At 38.6% G+C, this 15,226-nt stretch carries 16 protein-coding genes; 7 read left to right on the top strand and 9 right to left on the bottom strand.

The window, feature by feature from the left end:
• The first annotated feature begins 36 nt into the window (after positions 1-36).
• The 5 genes from LEP1GSC202_RS09695 to mutS all read left to right on the top strand — a co-directional run bounded on the left by LEP1GSC202_RS09695 (position 37) and on the right by mutS (position 6,014).
• Entirely contained in the window at positions 37-927 is an 891-nt protein-coding gene (locus LEP1GSC202_RS09695; protein ID WP_039928507.1) for a shikimate dehydrogenase family protein, read from the top strand.
• A 34-nt stretch (positions 928-961) separates the two neighbouring features.
• Positions 962-2,176 carry a folylpolyglutamate synthase/dihydrofolate synthase family protein gene (locus LEP1GSC202_RS09690; RefSeq protein WP_015676934.1) on the top strand — a complete coding sequence of 405 codons (1,215 nt, stop codon included), beginning with the start codon at positions 962-964 and terminating at the stop codon, positions 2,174-2,176.
• Between the two features lie 62 nt (positions 2,177-2,238).
• A complete protein-coding gene (locus LEP1GSC202_RS09685; RefSeq protein WP_015677495.1) occupies positions 2,239-2,859 on the top strand; it encodes a TetR/AcrR family transcriptional regulator in 621 nt (206 codons plus the stop codon).
• Positions 2,860-2,875: 16 nt separating this feature from the next.
• Complete coding sequence (locus LEP1GSC202_RS09680) at positions 2,876-3,508, top strand: phosphoribosylanthranilate isomerase (protein ID WP_015677115.1); 633 nt, start codon at positions 2,876-2,878, stop codon at positions 3,506-3,508.
• Positions 3,492-6,014 (top strand): DNA mismatch repair protein MutS, encoded by a 2,523-nt coding sequence (gene mutS, locus LEP1GSC202_RS09675; RefSeq protein WP_015676428.1) that lies wholly within the window; start codon positions 3,492-3,494, stop codon positions 6,012-6,014. The genes LEP1GSC202_RS09680 and mutS overlap by 17 nt, the downstream gene beginning before the upstream one ends.
• On the opposite strand, the gene serB is transcribed toward mutS, so the two are convergent.
• From serB to LEP1GSC202_RS20390, 8 genes are read right to left on the bottom strand one after another with little or no spacing between them, the layout of a single operon-like run.
• Positions 5,985-6,902 carry a phosphoserine phosphatase SerB gene (serB, locus tag LEP1GSC202_RS09670; protein ID WP_015676857.1) on the bottom strand — a complete coding sequence of 306 codons (918 nt, stop codon included), beginning with the start codon at positions 6,900-6,902 and terminating at the stop codon, positions 5,985-5,987. The genes mutS and serB overlap by 30 nt on opposite strands.
• A 2-nt stretch (positions 6,903-6,904) precedes the next feature.
• Positions 6,905-7,630, bottom strand: coding sequence for a GDSL-type esterase/lipase family protein (locus tag LEP1GSC202_RS09665; protein WP_039928735.1), 726 nt, complete (start codon positions 7,628-7,630; stop codon positions 6,905-6,907).
• A 19-nt stretch (positions 7,631-7,649) separates the two neighbouring features.
• Positions 7,650-7,829: a hypothetical protein gene (locus LEP1GSC202_RS09660; RefSeq protein ID WP_002975048.1), complete on the bottom strand. Its 180-nt coding sequence runs from the start codon at positions 7,827-7,829 to the stop codon at positions 7,650-7,652.
• A gap of 24 nt (positions 7,830-7,853) precedes the next feature.
• Positions 7,854-9,401 (bottom strand): MFS transporter, encoded by a 1,548-nt coding sequence (locus LEP1GSC202_RS09655; protein ID WP_015677236.1) that lies wholly within the window; start codon positions 9,399-9,401, stop codon positions 7,854-7,856.
• A 59-nt stretch (positions 9,402-9,460) separates the two neighbouring features.
• A complete protein-coding gene (gene bioB, locus LEP1GSC202_RS09650; RefSeq protein ID WP_015676366.1) occupies positions 9,461-10,516 on the bottom strand; it encodes a biotin synthase BioB in 1,056 nt (351 codons plus the stop codon).
• A 57-nt stretch (positions 10,517-10,573) separates the two neighbouring features.
• On the bottom strand, positions 10,574-11,902 hold the full coding sequence (gene bioA, locus LEP1GSC202_RS09645; protein WP_015677131.1) for an adenosylmethionine--8-amino-7-oxononanoate transaminase: 1,329 nt from the start codon (positions 11,900-11,902) through the stop codon (positions 10,574-10,576).
• The gene (gene bioD, locus LEP1GSC202_RS09640) at positions 11,892-12,413 is read right to left on the bottom strand and encodes a dethiobiotin synthase (RefSeq protein WP_279615301.1); all 522 of its coding nucleotides are present in this window, start codon (positions 12,411-12,413) and stop codon (positions 11,892-11,894) included. Before bioD ends, bioA begins: the two co-directional genes overlap by 11 nt.
• Positions 12,406-12,642, bottom strand: a complete 237-nt coding sequence (locus LEP1GSC202_RS20390; RefSeq protein ID WP_279615300.1) for a dethiobiotin synthase — start codon at positions 12,640-12,642, stop codon at positions 12,406-12,408. Before LEP1GSC202_RS20390 ends, bioD begins: the two co-directional genes overlap by 8 nt.
• A gap of 1 nt (position 12,643) precedes the next feature.
• Here LEP1GSC202_RS20390 and LEP1GSC202_RS09635 point away from each other — a divergent pair, with 1 nt between their 5' ends.
• Entirely contained in the window at positions 12,644-13,165 is a 522-nt protein-coding gene (locus LEP1GSC202_RS09635; RefSeq protein WP_015676953.1) for a cyclic nucleotide-binding domain-containing protein, read from the top strand.
• A complete protein-coding gene (locus LEP1GSC202_RS09630) occupies positions 13,162-14,220 on the top strand; it encodes an AI-2E family transporter (RefSeq protein WP_015676969.1) in 1,059 nt (352 codons plus the stop codon). The genes LEP1GSC202_RS09635 and LEP1GSC202_RS09630 overlap by 4 nt, the downstream gene beginning before the upstream one ends.
• A gap of 58 nt (positions 14,221-14,278) precedes the next feature.
• On the opposite strand, the gene LEP1GSC202_RS09625 is transcribed toward LEP1GSC202_RS09630, so the two are convergent.
• Positions 14,279-15,193, bottom strand: a complete 915-nt coding sequence (locus tag LEP1GSC202_RS09625) for a DMT family transporter (RefSeq protein WP_015677021.1) — start codon at positions 15,191-15,193, stop codon at positions 14,279-14,281.
• Positions 15,194-15,226: the final 33 nt, after the last annotated feature.

Here is a 15,226-nt window from a genome sequence, read left to right as displayed (position 1 = left end):
TTGATTCGTCCATAAGATAAAAAAAAGAGGTTTTCCTTGTATTCAAAACACACAGAGATCTTTGGCATATTGGGATTTCCCTTAGGCCATACCCTATCCCCTTGGATCCACAATACATTGTTCCAACTCTCTGGGTACGATGCTGTCTATTTAGTGTTTGAGAATGAACGATGGAAAGAAATCGGAATGGCTCCCCTTCTTGATTTAGGTGTGAAGGGTGTCTCTGTCACCATTCCTTTTAAAGAATGGGCCTATAGCCAAGCAAACAGGGCTTGCGAGGCTTCAAAAGCGATGTTAGCATCCAACACCCTTATCTTACGCAATGGAATCGAAGCCGTCAATACAGATGGAACGGGAGCTCTTACTTCCATCATACAAAAGAATGCCGATCTAGTAGATCCAAGTTTAACAAAGAATATACTTGTCCTAGGAAGTGGGGGCAGTGCCAAAGGGATTTTATTTTCCATTGCAAAGGAATTGGAATCCAAAGGAAAAAATAAATCCATCAAACGAAAGGTACACCTTTTAGCAAGAAACCAGAATGCGATCAGCGAAATCGAACAATCGTTAGGAAATCCATCATGGTTAGAAAGAACTACAAATGAACAAGTGTTACAAAATAGAGAGGATTATGATCTCATCATCCACACAACACCAATTGGTATGAAAGGTGTGGGAGGAGACCCCCTATTGGATTCTCGTTTTTTTACCAAAAAACACACGTTATTCGATATAGTATATAACCCTTTGGAAACAGAACTTGTTCAGATGGCCAAAAAACAAAAAGCAGAAATCATTCCAGGTTATCATATGTTACTCTACCAAGGGATCAAACAGTTTGAACTCTTTACCAATTCAAAAGCCAAACCAAAATGGATCCGAAACGTAGAATCCATTTTATTACGTGAATTAAAAAAGAGAAAATAAATCTGGAATAAATCCATTCCCGCCAAAGATTACCATGAAATTTTTAGATTTTTTAAACGAAAGGCAAAACATTGAAAAAACTAGAAATTTCAATGTGTTCCAAAACTATACTTTGGACTCTCTCAAAAAAGTTTTTGATTCGAGTAAAGAAACTTTCAATCAAAAACAACATGCCCCCATTCGGATCAGTGTGGTAGGCACAAACGGAAAAGGCTCCACCTCACACTACTTAGCTTGTCTAATATCAAAACTTGGAAAAACAGTTGGACTTTACACTTCCCCACATCTACTCTCTCCACTCGAACGGTTCCAAATTGTGAAGGACGGGATTCCAAACCTACCCCATCCAAATGAGGTAGAAAACTGTTTCCAAAACGAGTTTTTACCAAACCTTTCTCAATATGATTCCTTATCCTACTTTGAATATTTAACTGTTTTCACGTATCATTTCTTTCAAAACCAAAATGTAGATGTCGAAATCTGGGAAGCAGGGCTTGGAGGGAGATTGGATGCCACAAAACTTGTAGATGCTGACTTTGTTGTACTTACAAAAATAGGGCTCGACCATTCTGAAATTTTGGGAAAAACAAAAGAAGTGATCTGTAAGGAAAAATTAGGCATTATAGGGGAACAGACCAAAGCCCTTTTTGCTTTGGAAGAGGAAGTTACCTCTTTACCAGAAGCATTCCAAAATTTTCCCCAAAAAGACATCTTGCCACTGCATATGGTCTCTTCTTCGCCTAAAGAAAGTTATCTGGAATTTAATTTCCTTTATGCGAAAACGATCCTTAAGGTTGTATTTCCAAACCAAAAAACAAATCTAGAATTGGTACACTTCCAAGACCTACCAAAACCTAAAGGCAGGATGGAAGTTTTGGCAAACCAACCCCTCGTGGTTTTTGATCCTTCCCATAACCCAGATGCCATCCGAACAACCACTCTCGAATTTGCCAAATCCCATCCCAAATTCCATGTCCTCCTCGGGAGCCTTCCGGATAAGGACCTTTCTGGCATCCTAAACTCGTTCCTCGAATCGGAAACACAATTGGAAACCCTCTTCCTTTGGGAAGGGAATGGATTTGGAAGGTTCCCAGAGCCTCAAGGACCGCTATCCCCTCGAGTCCAAAGGGCCAGCACAGATTTGGAACTTGTTCCTTTATTCCAAGGCAGAACTCCCATTTTGGTGTTAGGGAGTTTTCGACTTTATGGAATTGTGGCAAATTTAATACAAAATACAATAAAGATGTAAAATTGGACTTTACAAATGAATCCTGAACGAGATTGTTCTTTTAGGAAACATCGTTCAGGACTATGCAAACTCCAAAAGAACATACTAGAAAAGAAATTCTACAGGCCGCTCGGGAAGAGTTCATCCAACTTGGTTTTGAAAAAGCAAGTATGCGCACCATTGCCAAAAAAGCAAAGGTTTCGACGAGTAATATCTACAACTACTTTGAAAACAAAGAACACTTACTCACAGAAATCTTACAACCTGTGTTGTCTGGATTGGAAAAGGCGTTCGCTTACGTTTCCCATCCAGATTATTTTGAAAAACGATTTAACGACAGTTATGAGGCGTGGAAAGAAAGGTTTCACATCGCCTTAGATTACGTGGATGCGAACCGAGATGATTTTATCCTACTCCTTACGAAGGCACAAGGCTCTCATCTGGAAGAATTTCCAGATACGGTTCTCACAAGGCTCACAAAAATCAACTTCGAACAATACAACAACTTCAAACAAAAAAACCCTAGTTACAAAGGAGAAGTGGATGAGTTTGTGGTTCGGAATATCTTGTCATTTTTCTTGAATATCTTTGTACAAATGGTAAGACAAGGGATTTCCAAACAAGACATGCTTGTGTACCAAGACAGTTTCCTTAAATTTTTACACTTTGGATACAAAGGATCGATTGCCTCCGATTTGAGTTAAACCAATCTGGTTCTCGATGGGAACCAAATACCAAATCAAAATTTGTGGAATCAAAGACCTTCCCACACTGGAGTTGTGCCACGAACTCGGTGTGGATTTTGTTGGTCTTAATTTTTCTCCTCGTTCCCCTCGTAAAATCGATCAAACGATTGCAAAGGAACTCCTTTCCTTCCGCCAAAAGCCCAAGTTCCCTAAAGTGGTATTTTTATTCTTTGAAAACACAACAGAAGAAATCCTTCAGATCACAAAAGAATTTTCACCCGATTTGATCCAACTCATCCGAGGAGACCAATTTGTACCTATGGAACTTTGGGACTCTCTCACAAACCATAAACAATTATTACCTGCAATACGAATACAATCTCCCGTTGTTTCGGATGAAGGATTAGAACCCATGTCACCCCTCGTGATTTTAGATAGTTTTCAGAAGGGTCTTGGTGGTGGGAGTGGGCATACCTTCCCTTGGGAATATATAACAAACGTAAAACGACCGTACTTACTTGCAGGTGGGATCACACCAGAAAATGTCCAGTTCGCCTTAAAGAGTTTAAATCCAACTGGAATTGATGTCGCAAGTGGTGTGGAAACAGACGGTAAAAAAGATCCAAATAAAATCAAAGAATTGGTACACAATGTCCGAAACCTATGAAGCTTTGAATACTCCAGTGATGCGCCAGTATTTGGAAGTAAAAGAACTCCACCCGGATGGGATAGTTTTCTTTCGAATGGGTGATTTTTACGAAATGTTTATGGAGGATGCTAAAATTGCGGCACAAATTTTAGACATCACGCTCACCAAAAGACAAAACCAAATCCCAATGGCAGGAATCCCCTACCATGCGACAGAAAGTTATATATCTAGGCTTATATCTGCTGGGAAAAAAGTAGTGGTTTGCGAACAAACAAAACCCGATGACCCAAAAGCCAAGATCATGTCAAGGGAAGTGGTGCGAATCATCACACCAGGTACAGTCGTGGAAGATAATTTACTTGGTGGATACCAAAACAATTATTTATCCCTATACTACAAAGAAAAATCTTCCATATACTTAGCGTTTGCTGATGTATCAACATCGGAACTTGTTTACTTTTTTTTCTCGGAAACTGAAAAAGAAAGAATTCTTGATACCATCAAACGATTTTCCCCGAAGGAAATGATTTATACAGAAGAGATTCCTCCTCTCTCAAAAGAATCAAAAATCATCCTATCACAAATCCCAAAGGAATTTTTACCGAAAAAAAAGGGAGCAGGAATTGATTCCGTTGTACATGTATTAGATGCTTATTTACAATATAATTACCGGAATCAAAATTTTGTTTTTAAATCCCCTAGAAGGATCGATGAAGCTGAATATTTAATATTAGATGAACAAACCGTTTCCCATTTGGAGTTAGTCGAAAATCCCAATGACAAAAACCATACACTTTTTGGAGTTTTGAATCGTTGTACGACCGCCACGGGAAAACGTTACCTCAAACAAAGGATTCTTTTTCCCACTCGTGATGAAAACAAAATCAAAGATCATTGGGACAAAATTGAAATTTTAACCCAAAACAAAAAAGAAAGACTCAAAATCAAAGAATCACTCGGGGATCTCATTGATTTAGAACGAGTCATTACCCGGTTCCGTGTGGGCAAAGCATTACCTCGCGATTTTAGAGGGATCGAAAAAAGCTTAACGGCCGTTAGGCAAATGAAACTGGTTTTAGATGGGATTGGTTATGACTTTTCCAAACTTCCAAAGGAATTAGAATCACTCGTTTTAGAATTCCAAACTACTTTGTTTGATGGGGAACTTCCAGTATTTTTAGGAAACTCACCTTTTTTAAGATCTGGTTTTAACAAAGAATACGATGACGCGATCCTTGCGCGGGAAAAAGGAAAAGATTGGATTTTAGAACTCGAAGAAAAGGAAAAAAAAGAATCCGGTTGTTCGAGTCTCAAAATCCGTTACAATAAAATCCTTGGATACTTTATCGAAGTGTCTAAAGCCCAAGCCAAAGATGTTCCATCTCATTTTTTAAAAAAACAAACCCTTGTGACAGGGGAAAGATTTACATCACCAAAATTAGAAGAATTGGAAAGAGCCATCCTACAGGCGGATGAAATCATCGAAAGAATCGAAAAACAAGTATTTGATCATTTGGTAACTTCTTGTATTTCACTTTACGAAGCTTTTTTAACATTATCCAACGAAGTGGCATCTCTTGATTACCATCTTTCTCTTACCGAAATCAAAGAGGAATACCAATGGACAAGACCAGAAATCCGAACAGATGGGATCATTGAATACATCGATTCTCGCCATCCAGTGGTAGAAACTTTTTTACCGATTGGCGAACGTTTTGTCCCCAATAACCTCGAACTCAATCCAAAAGAAAATGCCATTGCAGTGTTAACGGGTCCCAATATGGCAGGTAAGTCTACTTTTATGAGACAAATTGCCATTAACCAAATTCTTTTCCAAATGGGTTCCTATGTCCCGGCAAAAAAAGCCTCTCTTGCCATTGTGGACCGAATTTTCACGCGAATTGGATCTGGAGACAACTTAACCAAAGGTGAATCAACTTTTTTTGTAGAGATGAAAGAAACTGCCACTATCTTAAATCAATTTACAGAAAACAGTTTGCTTATTTTTGATGAAGTGGGACGAGGAACATCCACTTACGATGGTTTGTCCATCGCTTGGGCAATTTTAGAATTCTTAAGTCAAAACTTTCCAAAACCTAAAACCATTTTTGCCACCCATTACCATGAGTTAACAGAACTTGAAAAAGGAGCAGGCATCTTCAATCTTTACTTAGATACGTTTGAAAAAGATGGTGAAATTCTTTTCTTAAAAAAAGTAAAACGAGGAAAATCTAAACAATCCTTCGGAATCTATGTAGCAAAACTGGCAGGAATTCCAGTATCGGTCTCAGAAAGAGCAAAAGAAATTTTATCTGGCCTAGAATCCAAAAAAAGAGAAATCAAAATCAAAAATGATGAACCAAGTTTATTTGGAAATTTACTGGAAAAAGAAACTAAGGGAATCTCAGCAAACGAAGAAAAGGTGATAAATAGGATTTTAGGTCTTGATCCAAATAAAATTCCACCACTTGAAGCGCTTTCTATATTAGATGAATTAAAAAGAATTCTCAAAGAGGAAAACTAAAGCTGATAAATCAGTAAACTCAATCCAGTTGGTAATTTTGTCTTTTAAACCTTGTTTCGCATGGATTCCAATGCCAAAACCTGCCACATTTAACATCAGAGCATCATTGGCTCCATCTCCAACGGCAACTACCCGATTTAATGGAATGGAAAGTTCATTTGCATATTTTTTTAAATATAATTCTTTTTTTTCTCGGTTGATGATCTCACCAAGGATTTCTCCTGTAAAAAAACCATGTTTTTCTTCCAAACCATTGGCCCTGAAAAAATCAATTGGGTACTTCTTAGAAAATAATTCCAATACAGGGCTAAATCCACCACTTAAGATCCCAATCTTACAACCGTTTGCTGGAACAAATTGAAATACATTTTCCATCCCATCATTGAGTTGCAAAAGATCATATACTTCCTTAAAACTTTGGATCGAAAGTCCTTTTAAATGTTCCACACGAAGGCGCAGGGCTTCATCAAATCCCATCCCACCTTCCATTGCTTTTTTGGTAACACTTGCAACTTCTTCAAAGACTCCATGTTTCCTAGCCAATTCATCTATCACTTCTTCTTTGATGACAGTGGAATCCATATCAAAAACAAAAAGTGACTTATCTGATTTTGGTAACAAGGAATTGAAAACTAAAAAATCGATTTTGTCTTTTGCCAATTCATTTCGAATTTCCAAAATTTGATCACGACTCATATTTTCATTTCGTTCGATTCTCACACAGTGTAATCCCAATTGCTTTGAAACAAAAATTTTGGATTCAGAAACAGAACTTGGATGATTCCCAAAAGAGGAGGGATCACTCACATTTTGGATGATAGTGGGAAATGTTTTTGGAATGATAGAATCAGGAATCGGAGAACGAGAGATAAGTAGAATTGAATTCATTTTTATTTTTGCAAATAAGGTCTTAGTTTTTTACCCCAAAGTTCATATCCCTTTTCATTAAAATGCAAACTATCACCGTTGGGTCGAATGAACTCCTCACTGAGTGTGGGGAAATCAAGTTTTCGCATCACATCCCAAACTTCGATGTATTCTACATTTGGAGTGGAACGAGCCACATGGTTCAAAAACAAATTGTAAACAGGAACAATCTGATTGAGTTCTTTCACTCGAGTGGGTGGTACTGCGATCAAAAAGATACGAATTTGTTGGTTCTTGGAATGGATCTTTTTAATGATGGAAAGTAAATTATTCTGCACAAGACTCAAACATTTACCTTGGATGAAATCATTCCCTCCAATTTCGATGACCACAGTTTTCGGATTCAAAACTAAAACGTCTTCGTCAATACGAGTTAATAATGTCTCTGTCATATCACCACCAATGCCTCGGTTGGTGACCGATTTTCCTGGGAATTCTTTTGCCATAAGGTCCGGCAAAAACAAATGAACCAAACTATCACCTGCGAAAACTATTTCTGATCGTTTGATTCTGTTATTATCTTCACCGTATAACAGGCGTGTGGGTAGCCAACCCTTTTCAATGTACTTTTTGAAGTTGGATTGGTCACGCCATCCTGGCTCGGCAAAACATTTGAAGTTTGTGTCAAAGTAATCTCGTTTTGAGGTGGAATTACAATTGGTAACACTCAAAACCAGGGCGAAAAGCACGCCCCATCGGAGGAAGAATTTAATCCTGTTCTTGCGGTTCATTCATTCGGAAGCGCTTTTGCCAATCTTTGATTTGGGCCTGCGCATATTCTTCCGTATCACAAATCCGAAATTCAATCGGGTTATTTGTGGTTGTCTCGATGAGTTTGGCTTCGATATACCCGTTCTTTAACTTGGTTGTCTCAATGCGATATCTCATCTGAATAGCTCCAAAAACCAGGATTTATTTACCACGTATCTTTGCAATCTCTTCTAACGTTTCATCCTCTTTGTATTTTCCAAAGAGAAAAATTGCAAGTAAACAGAATGCAGAAGCCAGAGGACCTGTCAATCGAACTCCAAGTTCCCCACCAGCTTCTACTTCTTCGACTTTACAAATAGTTGATTCCTTACTTATTTTTGCCTCAGTCTCACTATTTTTTTTCGGTTCTGACTTAGAATCAGACACAGATGGTGCAATGATCCCTGTCACATTGGGTGAAACTTGTTTTTTAGAATCTCGGTCAAGACCAAGCAAAATCACGGAACTAAAGATCAAAACTGCAAGTGTTTGTCCTAGTTTTTGCATAAAGGTGCGTCCCGCATAAAAAAGTCCTTCCCGTTTTGACCCAGTTTTTAATGAATCAAGTTCAGCAATATCTGCTAATATCGCATTTGGTAATATTCCAAGAATTGCAATTGGAATGGCTGCTACCGCAACAATCATGTAACCTTGGATATACGGGGAGATTGGTAAACTGTTTTTCCCGATGAAATAAATGGATAAAAACAATGCAAGAAAGGTATAAAATCCAATGAGAACCGTTCTCTTTTTGCCAATTTTTCGTGCCACAAAATTCACAACGGGATAAAAGGCAAAGGAAACCAGTAACATCACTGTAAGGAGTTGTGTCACAAAGTCTCTTTCTAATTCCAAAAGAACCGTTACGTAGTAAGAGATCCCTGTTGTTAAGATGGTGAGTGCTAAGAAGTAACACAAATCAGAAAGTGCAAAATACAAAAAGTTTTTGTTTTTGAAGGTAAGAATGATGGCTTCTTTAAATGGAACACTGGAAGCTTCCGACTCACAATATGTTTTTTCATGGATGGTAAACACAGGGAAGTACATACAAATCGCAGCAAAGATACAAAGGATTCCGAGAGCATATTGGCGCGCTGCAAGTGTCTGTAGTGATGGGTCGACATCGAAGACAAAACTTGATTGCAACGCACTAGCAATCATTGGTTCCGTGGAGGCCACAATGATTCCAAGTGCATACGTAACTGAAATGTATGTAGAAAGATTGAGTCGTTCTTCTGGAGTATGGCCTAACTCTGGGATGAGTGCAAAAAAGGGTGTGACATACACTGTTAAAAATAAATAGAAGAGCAACATAAAACTCGTCATCCAAACCAAATTGGTCGAAGAAATGAAGTTATGTGGTGGCACAAAGATTAACCAACAAAAGACGGCAGATGGAATCCCACCTAAAAATAAAAAAGGAATCCTTCTACCAAAGCGTGAAGAAAATCGATCCGAAGAATTCGCAATGAGCGGATCTGTAAATGCATCCCACAAACGTCCGACCGCAGCCACCACACCAATGGTGGAAAGGCCCCAGAACGCCATTTTTTCAATCAAATCGGGGAAACAGTCCTGACCTGGTTTGGGTGCTGGGGGAAGGTAAAAATAAACTTGGTGGAGGCCAATGATATTGATGAGTGTAGACCAACCAAGTTGGCCTACTGCATAACTAATTTGTTTTCCAAATGGTAAAGAAGGTTTTTGCATGTGTTTCACTAGAGGCGGTAAAGTAGGAGCATGATACCGCCAAAAGTGAAAAAGGCAAACTACTTTTTATGTTTATAGAGTTCTGGAAAGTTTTTCTCGTCGTATAAAAACTTTGATTCGTAGTCTTCCCAACCCTCAGGAATTCCTTCAGTAAACTCAGGCACCATATTGCAATCACGAATGAGATTCATGGTCTGTTCCATTTCGCTCCCTTTGACATTTAAATAGCCTTCTGCAAATAAGGAGTTAGCGACATACAATGCCATGGATTGTAAGGAACCCAGATGTCCTTCACGACCTGCTCCCACACGGATTTCAGAATCGGGATTCACCAAACGAAAGACAGACAATACACGGAGGCAAAATTCAGGAGTGAGTGGGGATTTCTGGATCGCATGCCCTTTGATGGGAATGAAAAAATTCACTGGAATGGAAATCACTCCTAATCGCTTCAGTTCAAAGGCCACTTGAACAATGTCTTTTAACTCTTCCCCCATTCCTACAATGATCCCAGAACATAGTCCAATCTCTGCTTCTTTTGCCGCCTTAAGTGTCGTTAGTCGGTCTTGGAAAGTATGTGTGGAACAAATTTCGTTGTATTTTGATTCAGAAGTATTGAGGTTGTGGTTGTATCGATCAAGGCCAGCATCTTTTAATGCCTTTGCTTTTTTCGCATCCAAGATCCCAGCAGAAAGACAAACCTTCATTCCTAGTTCTCCATTGATTTTGGAGATGGTCTCGGCTAATTTATCGACAGCTTTGTCTGTTGGCCCTCGGCCAGAGGTTACCATACAAAAACGGTAAGCTCCGTTTTCTTTCGCCTTTTTAGCATCTTCCCAGATTTCTTCTGGAGATTTTAAAGAATACTCTTGGATCCCCGATTCCCCACCTTTTCTTTGTGCGCAGTATCCACAGTCCTCAGGGCAATAGCCATTTTTAATGTTATCAAGAATATGAATGCGGACTCGGTTCCCAAAATGACGGAATCGTTCTTCAGATGCTTTTGCTACGATTGGCAAAAGTGGAATTTCACCCCTTAAAATCTGAAGGGCATCTTCCTCTGAAATGACTGAGGGTGAGGAAGAGGTGGTTTTTTCTTGGACACTTGCGATCATGAAAACAAATTCTTTTCAACGGGTGACTCTGTAAACGAAGAAAATGGAAGAGATTCTTTAGTCTTTTTCTGATTTTAAAAATTCACTGAGACTTGTCTCGAGAGCATAAAATATTTTTGCCAAGGAATCATCGGAAATCGTGTAGGGGGGTGTGATGTAAATCGTACGTCCGAGAGGCCTAAGTAAGATATGAAATTTACGAAGGGAGTTTTTGATTTGTTTTCCAATGGGATTTAAGTATTCATCTGAAGCAACAGGTTCTTTCCATTCAAAGGCAAATATGGCACCCATCACTCGTACATTTTCCACTGAGTTTCCCATCTTTTTTTGAAAGGATTCGGCATGTAGTTTTAACTTAGATTCTAACAATTTCACCATTGATAGGCCTGTTTCTTGTAAGAGACTGATTGCCGCATAACCGACGCTACATGAAATTGGATTCCCAGTCATCGTATGGGCATGGAAAAAAGCTTTGTATGGATCTTTGGAGACAAATGTTTCATAAATCGATTTAGAAACCAATGTGGCAGCAAGGGGCAATACACCACCTGTCAGACCTTTTGCAAACACTAAGAGGTCTGGTTTCACTCCTGCTTTTTGGTAAGCAAACACTTCCCCTAGTTTTCCCATCCCTGTAAACACTTCATCAAAAATAAGTAATGTATTTGTATAGGTTGCGAGTTCACGTAGTTTTACCAAAACCTTTTGATCATAAAACAACATCCCATTGGCACCAAAAACCAAAGGTTCAATCACAATCCCAGCATATTCTTTTTGTTTGATGGCGAGTTCCAAATCAGACAAACATTCAGTTTTGCAATCAATTGGTTTTTTCCCCCAAGGACAATTCATACAATTAGGAGCGGGGAATTCTTTTGTGGGAAATCGAAGTTCTGAAAATATTCGATTGAAGTAATTTTTCCCAGAAACATTCATCGCACCAATGCTATCCCCATGATAGGAATTAGAAAATACTAAAAATTCAGAACGAGATTTGAAATCAGGATGATTTTCATAAAATTGGATCGCAAGTTTTAATGAGATCTCAATCGCATTTGATCCGTTATCTGAATAAAATACTTTTGTAAAATCAAAATTAGTAAGTTCTAAAATCGATTTTGATAATTTTTCTGCGGGTTCATGGATATTGCCAGCAAGAAGTACATGGTCTAAACTCTGGATTTGAGTTTGTAAGGCAGAAAGAAGTTTAGGATGACGATGTCCAAAAATCATTGTCCACCAACTCGAAATGGCATCGATCCAAACATTCCCTTCATCATCTGTAAGAAATTCTTTTTCAGCAGATACAATATTTAAGAGTGGTTCGGATTCGTCTTGGATGGTAAGAGGCACCCAAGTATGAATATGGACTGGATTAAGATTCATCGTCTACATTTATAACGACATCAATGACATTCCGATTTTTGTCAAACTGGTCCAATGCAAATGTTTTAAATTCTTCCGAACTTAACTTTTGTTCTGGAAAATTTGTAGAACCCAAAAAACTAACACCACCTAATTTTTGTATAATGGTAGCGTTGTCTTCTTGTAATGGGTTTTCAGGTCCCACCAGATAAAATCCGAACACTGGAATAAAACGGGATGTCAATGCTTCTAATGTTAATAAAGTATGATTGATCGTTCCGAGTTCAGTGGAACCAACCACAACCACTCCCAAATTTGATTCTTGGATGCCTCGGATGGTTAGGTAATCTTCCGTAATGGGAACAAAGACTCCCCCCGCACCTTCTATGAGTGTATTGTTTTTCCTTTCTTTGGAAATGGCTGTAAGCAATGATTTTGGATCGATGGATTGTCCTTCCAACTTCGCAGCGTAATGAGGACTTGCAGGTGTTTTGAAAACAAAACTTGGGTTCAAAAAGTAAGTATCAGGCAAACGAGTTGTTTTTTTTTACAAAACTTGTATCATCTGCACTTACCGTCCCTGTTTGGATGGGTTTCCAATACCGAAATCCATGTTTTTCGGCATATTTTGCCATAAAGAGACTGGAAAAGAAGGTTTTACCAACGTCCGTGCCCGTGCCAGTTACGTAAAAAGCTTGTCCCATAAGAGCAAGTTTTATCAATTCCAGACCTCGTCTATCCGATTTATAATAGAGAGGCACTATGCAACTTCCCCTTTGGAAATCCATTCTCAAACGCGATGACAATCCGATTACGGAGATTTCACATTTTTTGCGTGAAACTGCAATCTTCCACGGTATGTCACGAAGGACCCTTCGTGAGGTCGCACGACTCATCCACAAACGTAAGTACTATGCGGGTGAAACAATTTTTTACCAAGGACAAGCCGGAACGGGAGTGTATTTGATCTTACAAGGGAAGGTAGAAATATATTCGGAACGAGAAGGTGTCACCCTAAAACTCGCCGAACTAGAGAAAGGTGCCTTTTTTGGTGAACTTGCTTTATTCCAAGATTTCCCAAGGTCAGCAACAGCTGTAGCGTTAGTTGATTCTATTTTACTAGGATTTTTCCAACCAGAATTGAAAACTTTATTGGAAACGAAACCAAGAGTGGGAAATGATTTACTCTTAAGTTTTGCATCCATCATTGCCGACAGGCTTCGCAAAACAAATGATACACTTGAAGCCGCATACTTTAAAAGTAAAAAGAATAAATCCAAATGATCTTTAAAGAAAATAGTGTTTCTTCCTTGGTTTTACGATCTGCTTTTTTTGGATTGATCGCTTTAACGATCCTCATTGGAATTGTGGGTGTTAAATTTTTAGCAATTCCACTTCTGATCTCTGGCATTCATTTTTATATTTTCCATGGGATCGTCGATTATTTTGAATCTAGAGGCATCCACCGCGCGATTACCATCATCGTCATCTTTACATTTTTAATCGCAGGTGCGTATTGGTTTTTAGCGTTTTACCTTCCGAACCTTTTTGAAAAAGCACAACCCATCGTATCAGAATGGTCCTCAAAAATGGATGATCCCAATTTTCAACTTTTGGATTTTACAAAACTTCCTGTTGTCTCCAAAAATCCCGAACTTTGGAAAAAGATTATCAACCCAGAAGAAATTGCTAAACTTGCCACTACCAATTTAGAAGAATTTTTACGTGGTATAGTTGTGATGATTCCAACCTTTATCAGTTGGATGATCATCATTCCGATCATCAGCTTCTTTTTGTTACTCGATGCCAATTTAATTTATAAAACGATGATTAGTTTTATACCCAATCGTTTTTTCGAAATGTTTTTAATGGTGTTTTACAGGATGAACCAACAAATCACAAGTTACCTCAAAAGTTTGGTGGTACAATGTGGGATTATGGCAATCGTTGCATCCATTGGTTTTTATTTTGTTGGAGTGAAGTTTTTTTTCCTTTTTGGAATCTTTTTAGGAGTCGCCAATTCCATTCCCTATTTAGGACCATTGATTGGAGCCATTCCACCCATCCTATTTGCTATTTTATTCCCTGAAATGTCTCCGTCCATTGGATCCATTGCATCAGTCGTAGTTGTTGCACAATTAGTTGATAACGCCATAGTCCAACCAGTCGTAATCGCAAACGCAGTATCCTTACACCCACTTGCGATTTTAATTGGGATTGCAGTGGGTGGGAATTTTTTTGGAATTTTTGGGATGTTACTCGCCATACCAGTGTTATCTATTTTAAAAGTGACGATTGGTATCCTTTACCATGCTTTGAAGGAACACCAAATCATTTAGTGTAGAGGACGTAAAATTGAAAAGGTACAATGTAGAAGAGGAAAAGTCTTCCTCTGGATCACTCTTCTCGTTTGTTCCATTTTCCCATTTCAGAAAATAGGATCCCAAATAAAGTTAATAAAGATCCTACGGCCCCAACAAGCCCTAATCTTTCACCTAATACAAGATATGCTAGAAAAAAAGAAAAAACGGGTTCTAAACTATAAAGTAATCCAGCCCTAGCGGGAGATACTGCCTTTTGGTATCTAGTTTGGATTTGTGTTGTAAAGATAGTAGCAAAAACCGAGGTATAAAAAATCCCAATCCAAAACTTAGAATCAAATTGGATCGAAATCGGTTGGGAAAGAAAAACCGATTCCACTGGAAACAAAAATGTAGAGACGATGGCAATGAGTAAGATTTCGAATGAGACAAGGATTTGTGTTGGTATTTTTTTGCTATAGATATCAATCAAAATGATGTAAACTGCAAAGAAGAAGGCTCCTATCAGTGTGATCCCATCACCAAAACTAAATCCAAATTCATTTTGAAATTCTTCATAGGACTTTCCATTTTGAGAAATACAAAACAGTCCGATCACAACAATCACAACCGCAGTCCAAGTGCGTAATGAAGGCAGTTTTCGTTCGATGGCAATTTCTAATAAAGGAACAAAGATTACATAGGCTCCTGTCATAAAGCCTGACTGTGTAGCCGATGTGTATACAAGTCCAATGGTCTGAAAAGCATATCCAAGAAGGGCCGAACAAGCCACAAAAAAAGCAGGTAAAATGTAATCCCACCTTCGATTTGTCTTGGAAAATAGGGTTTTTCTGTAGATGAATAACGTGATGATTCCTGCTAACCAAAACCTCACGGCCAAAAAGAGAAAGGGAGGCACGGAATCGAGTGCAAGTTTGATGACCACAAAGGTTCCACCCCAAAGAATGGCGGCAATCACCAAAAAAAGTTCTGGAGTGAAGATCCTAGTCATGTTAGGACAATCTTTCCAAAGAAATCGGTAAAG

Origin of the sequence: Leptospira yanagawae serovar Saopaulo str. Sao Paulo = ATCC 700523, assembly GCF_000332475.2 — a bacterium.
Classification (GTDB): domain Bacteria; phylum Spirochaetota; class Leptospiria; order Leptospirales; family Leptospiraceae; genus Leptospira_A; species Leptospira_A yanagawae.
Note: the sequence above shows the minus strand (reverse complement) of the source record. Positions and strands in the feature narration are given on the sequence as shown.

Coding starts and splice junctions, on each gene's coding strand:
- LEP1GSC202_RS09625 (WP_015677021.1), bottom strand. CDS start 15,193: ATGACTAGGATCTTCACTCCAGAACTTTTTTTGGTGATTGCCGCCATT.
- LEP1GSC202_RS09685 (WP_015677495.1), top strand. CDS start 2,239: ATGCAAACTCCAAAAGAACATACTAGAAAAGAAATTCTACAGGCCGCT.
- mutS (WP_015676428.1), top strand. CDS start 3,492: ATGTCCGAAACCTATGAAGCTTTGAATACTCCAGTGATGCGCCAGTAT.
- LEP1GSC202_RS09655 (WP_015677236.1), bottom strand. CDS start 9,401: ATGCAAAAACCTTCTTTACCATTTGGAAAACAAATTAGTTATGCAGTA.
- LEP1GSC202_RS09680 (WP_015677115.1), top strand. CDS start 2,876: ATGGGAACCAAATACCAAATCAAAATTTGTGGAATCAAAGACCTTCCC.
- serB (WP_015676857.1), bottom strand. CDS start 6,902: ATGAATTCAATTCTACTTATCTCTCGTTCTCCGATTCCTGATTCTATC.
- LEP1GSC202_RS09660 (WP_002975048.1), bottom strand. CDS start 7,829: ATGAGATATCGCATTGAGACAACCAAGTTAAAGAACGGGTATATCGAA.
- LEP1GSC202_RS09690 (WP_015676934.1), top strand. CDS start 962: ATGAAATTTTTAGATTTTTTAAACGAAAGGCAAAACATTGAAAAAACT.
- bioA (WP_015677131.1), bottom strand. CDS start 11,902: ATGAATCTTAATCCAGTCCATATTCATACTTGGGTGCCTCTTACCATC.
- LEP1GSC202_RS09635 (WP_015676953.1), top strand. CDS start 12,644: ATGCAACTTCCCCTTTGGAAATCCATTCTCAAACGCGATGACAATCCG.
- LEP1GSC202_RS09630 (WP_015676969.1), top strand. CDS start 13,162: ATGATCTTTAAAGAAAATAGTGTTTCTTCCTTGGTTTTACGATCTGCT.
- bioB (WP_015676366.1), bottom strand. CDS start 10,516: ATGATCGCAAGTGTCCAAGAAAAAACCACCTCTTCCTCACCCTCAGTC.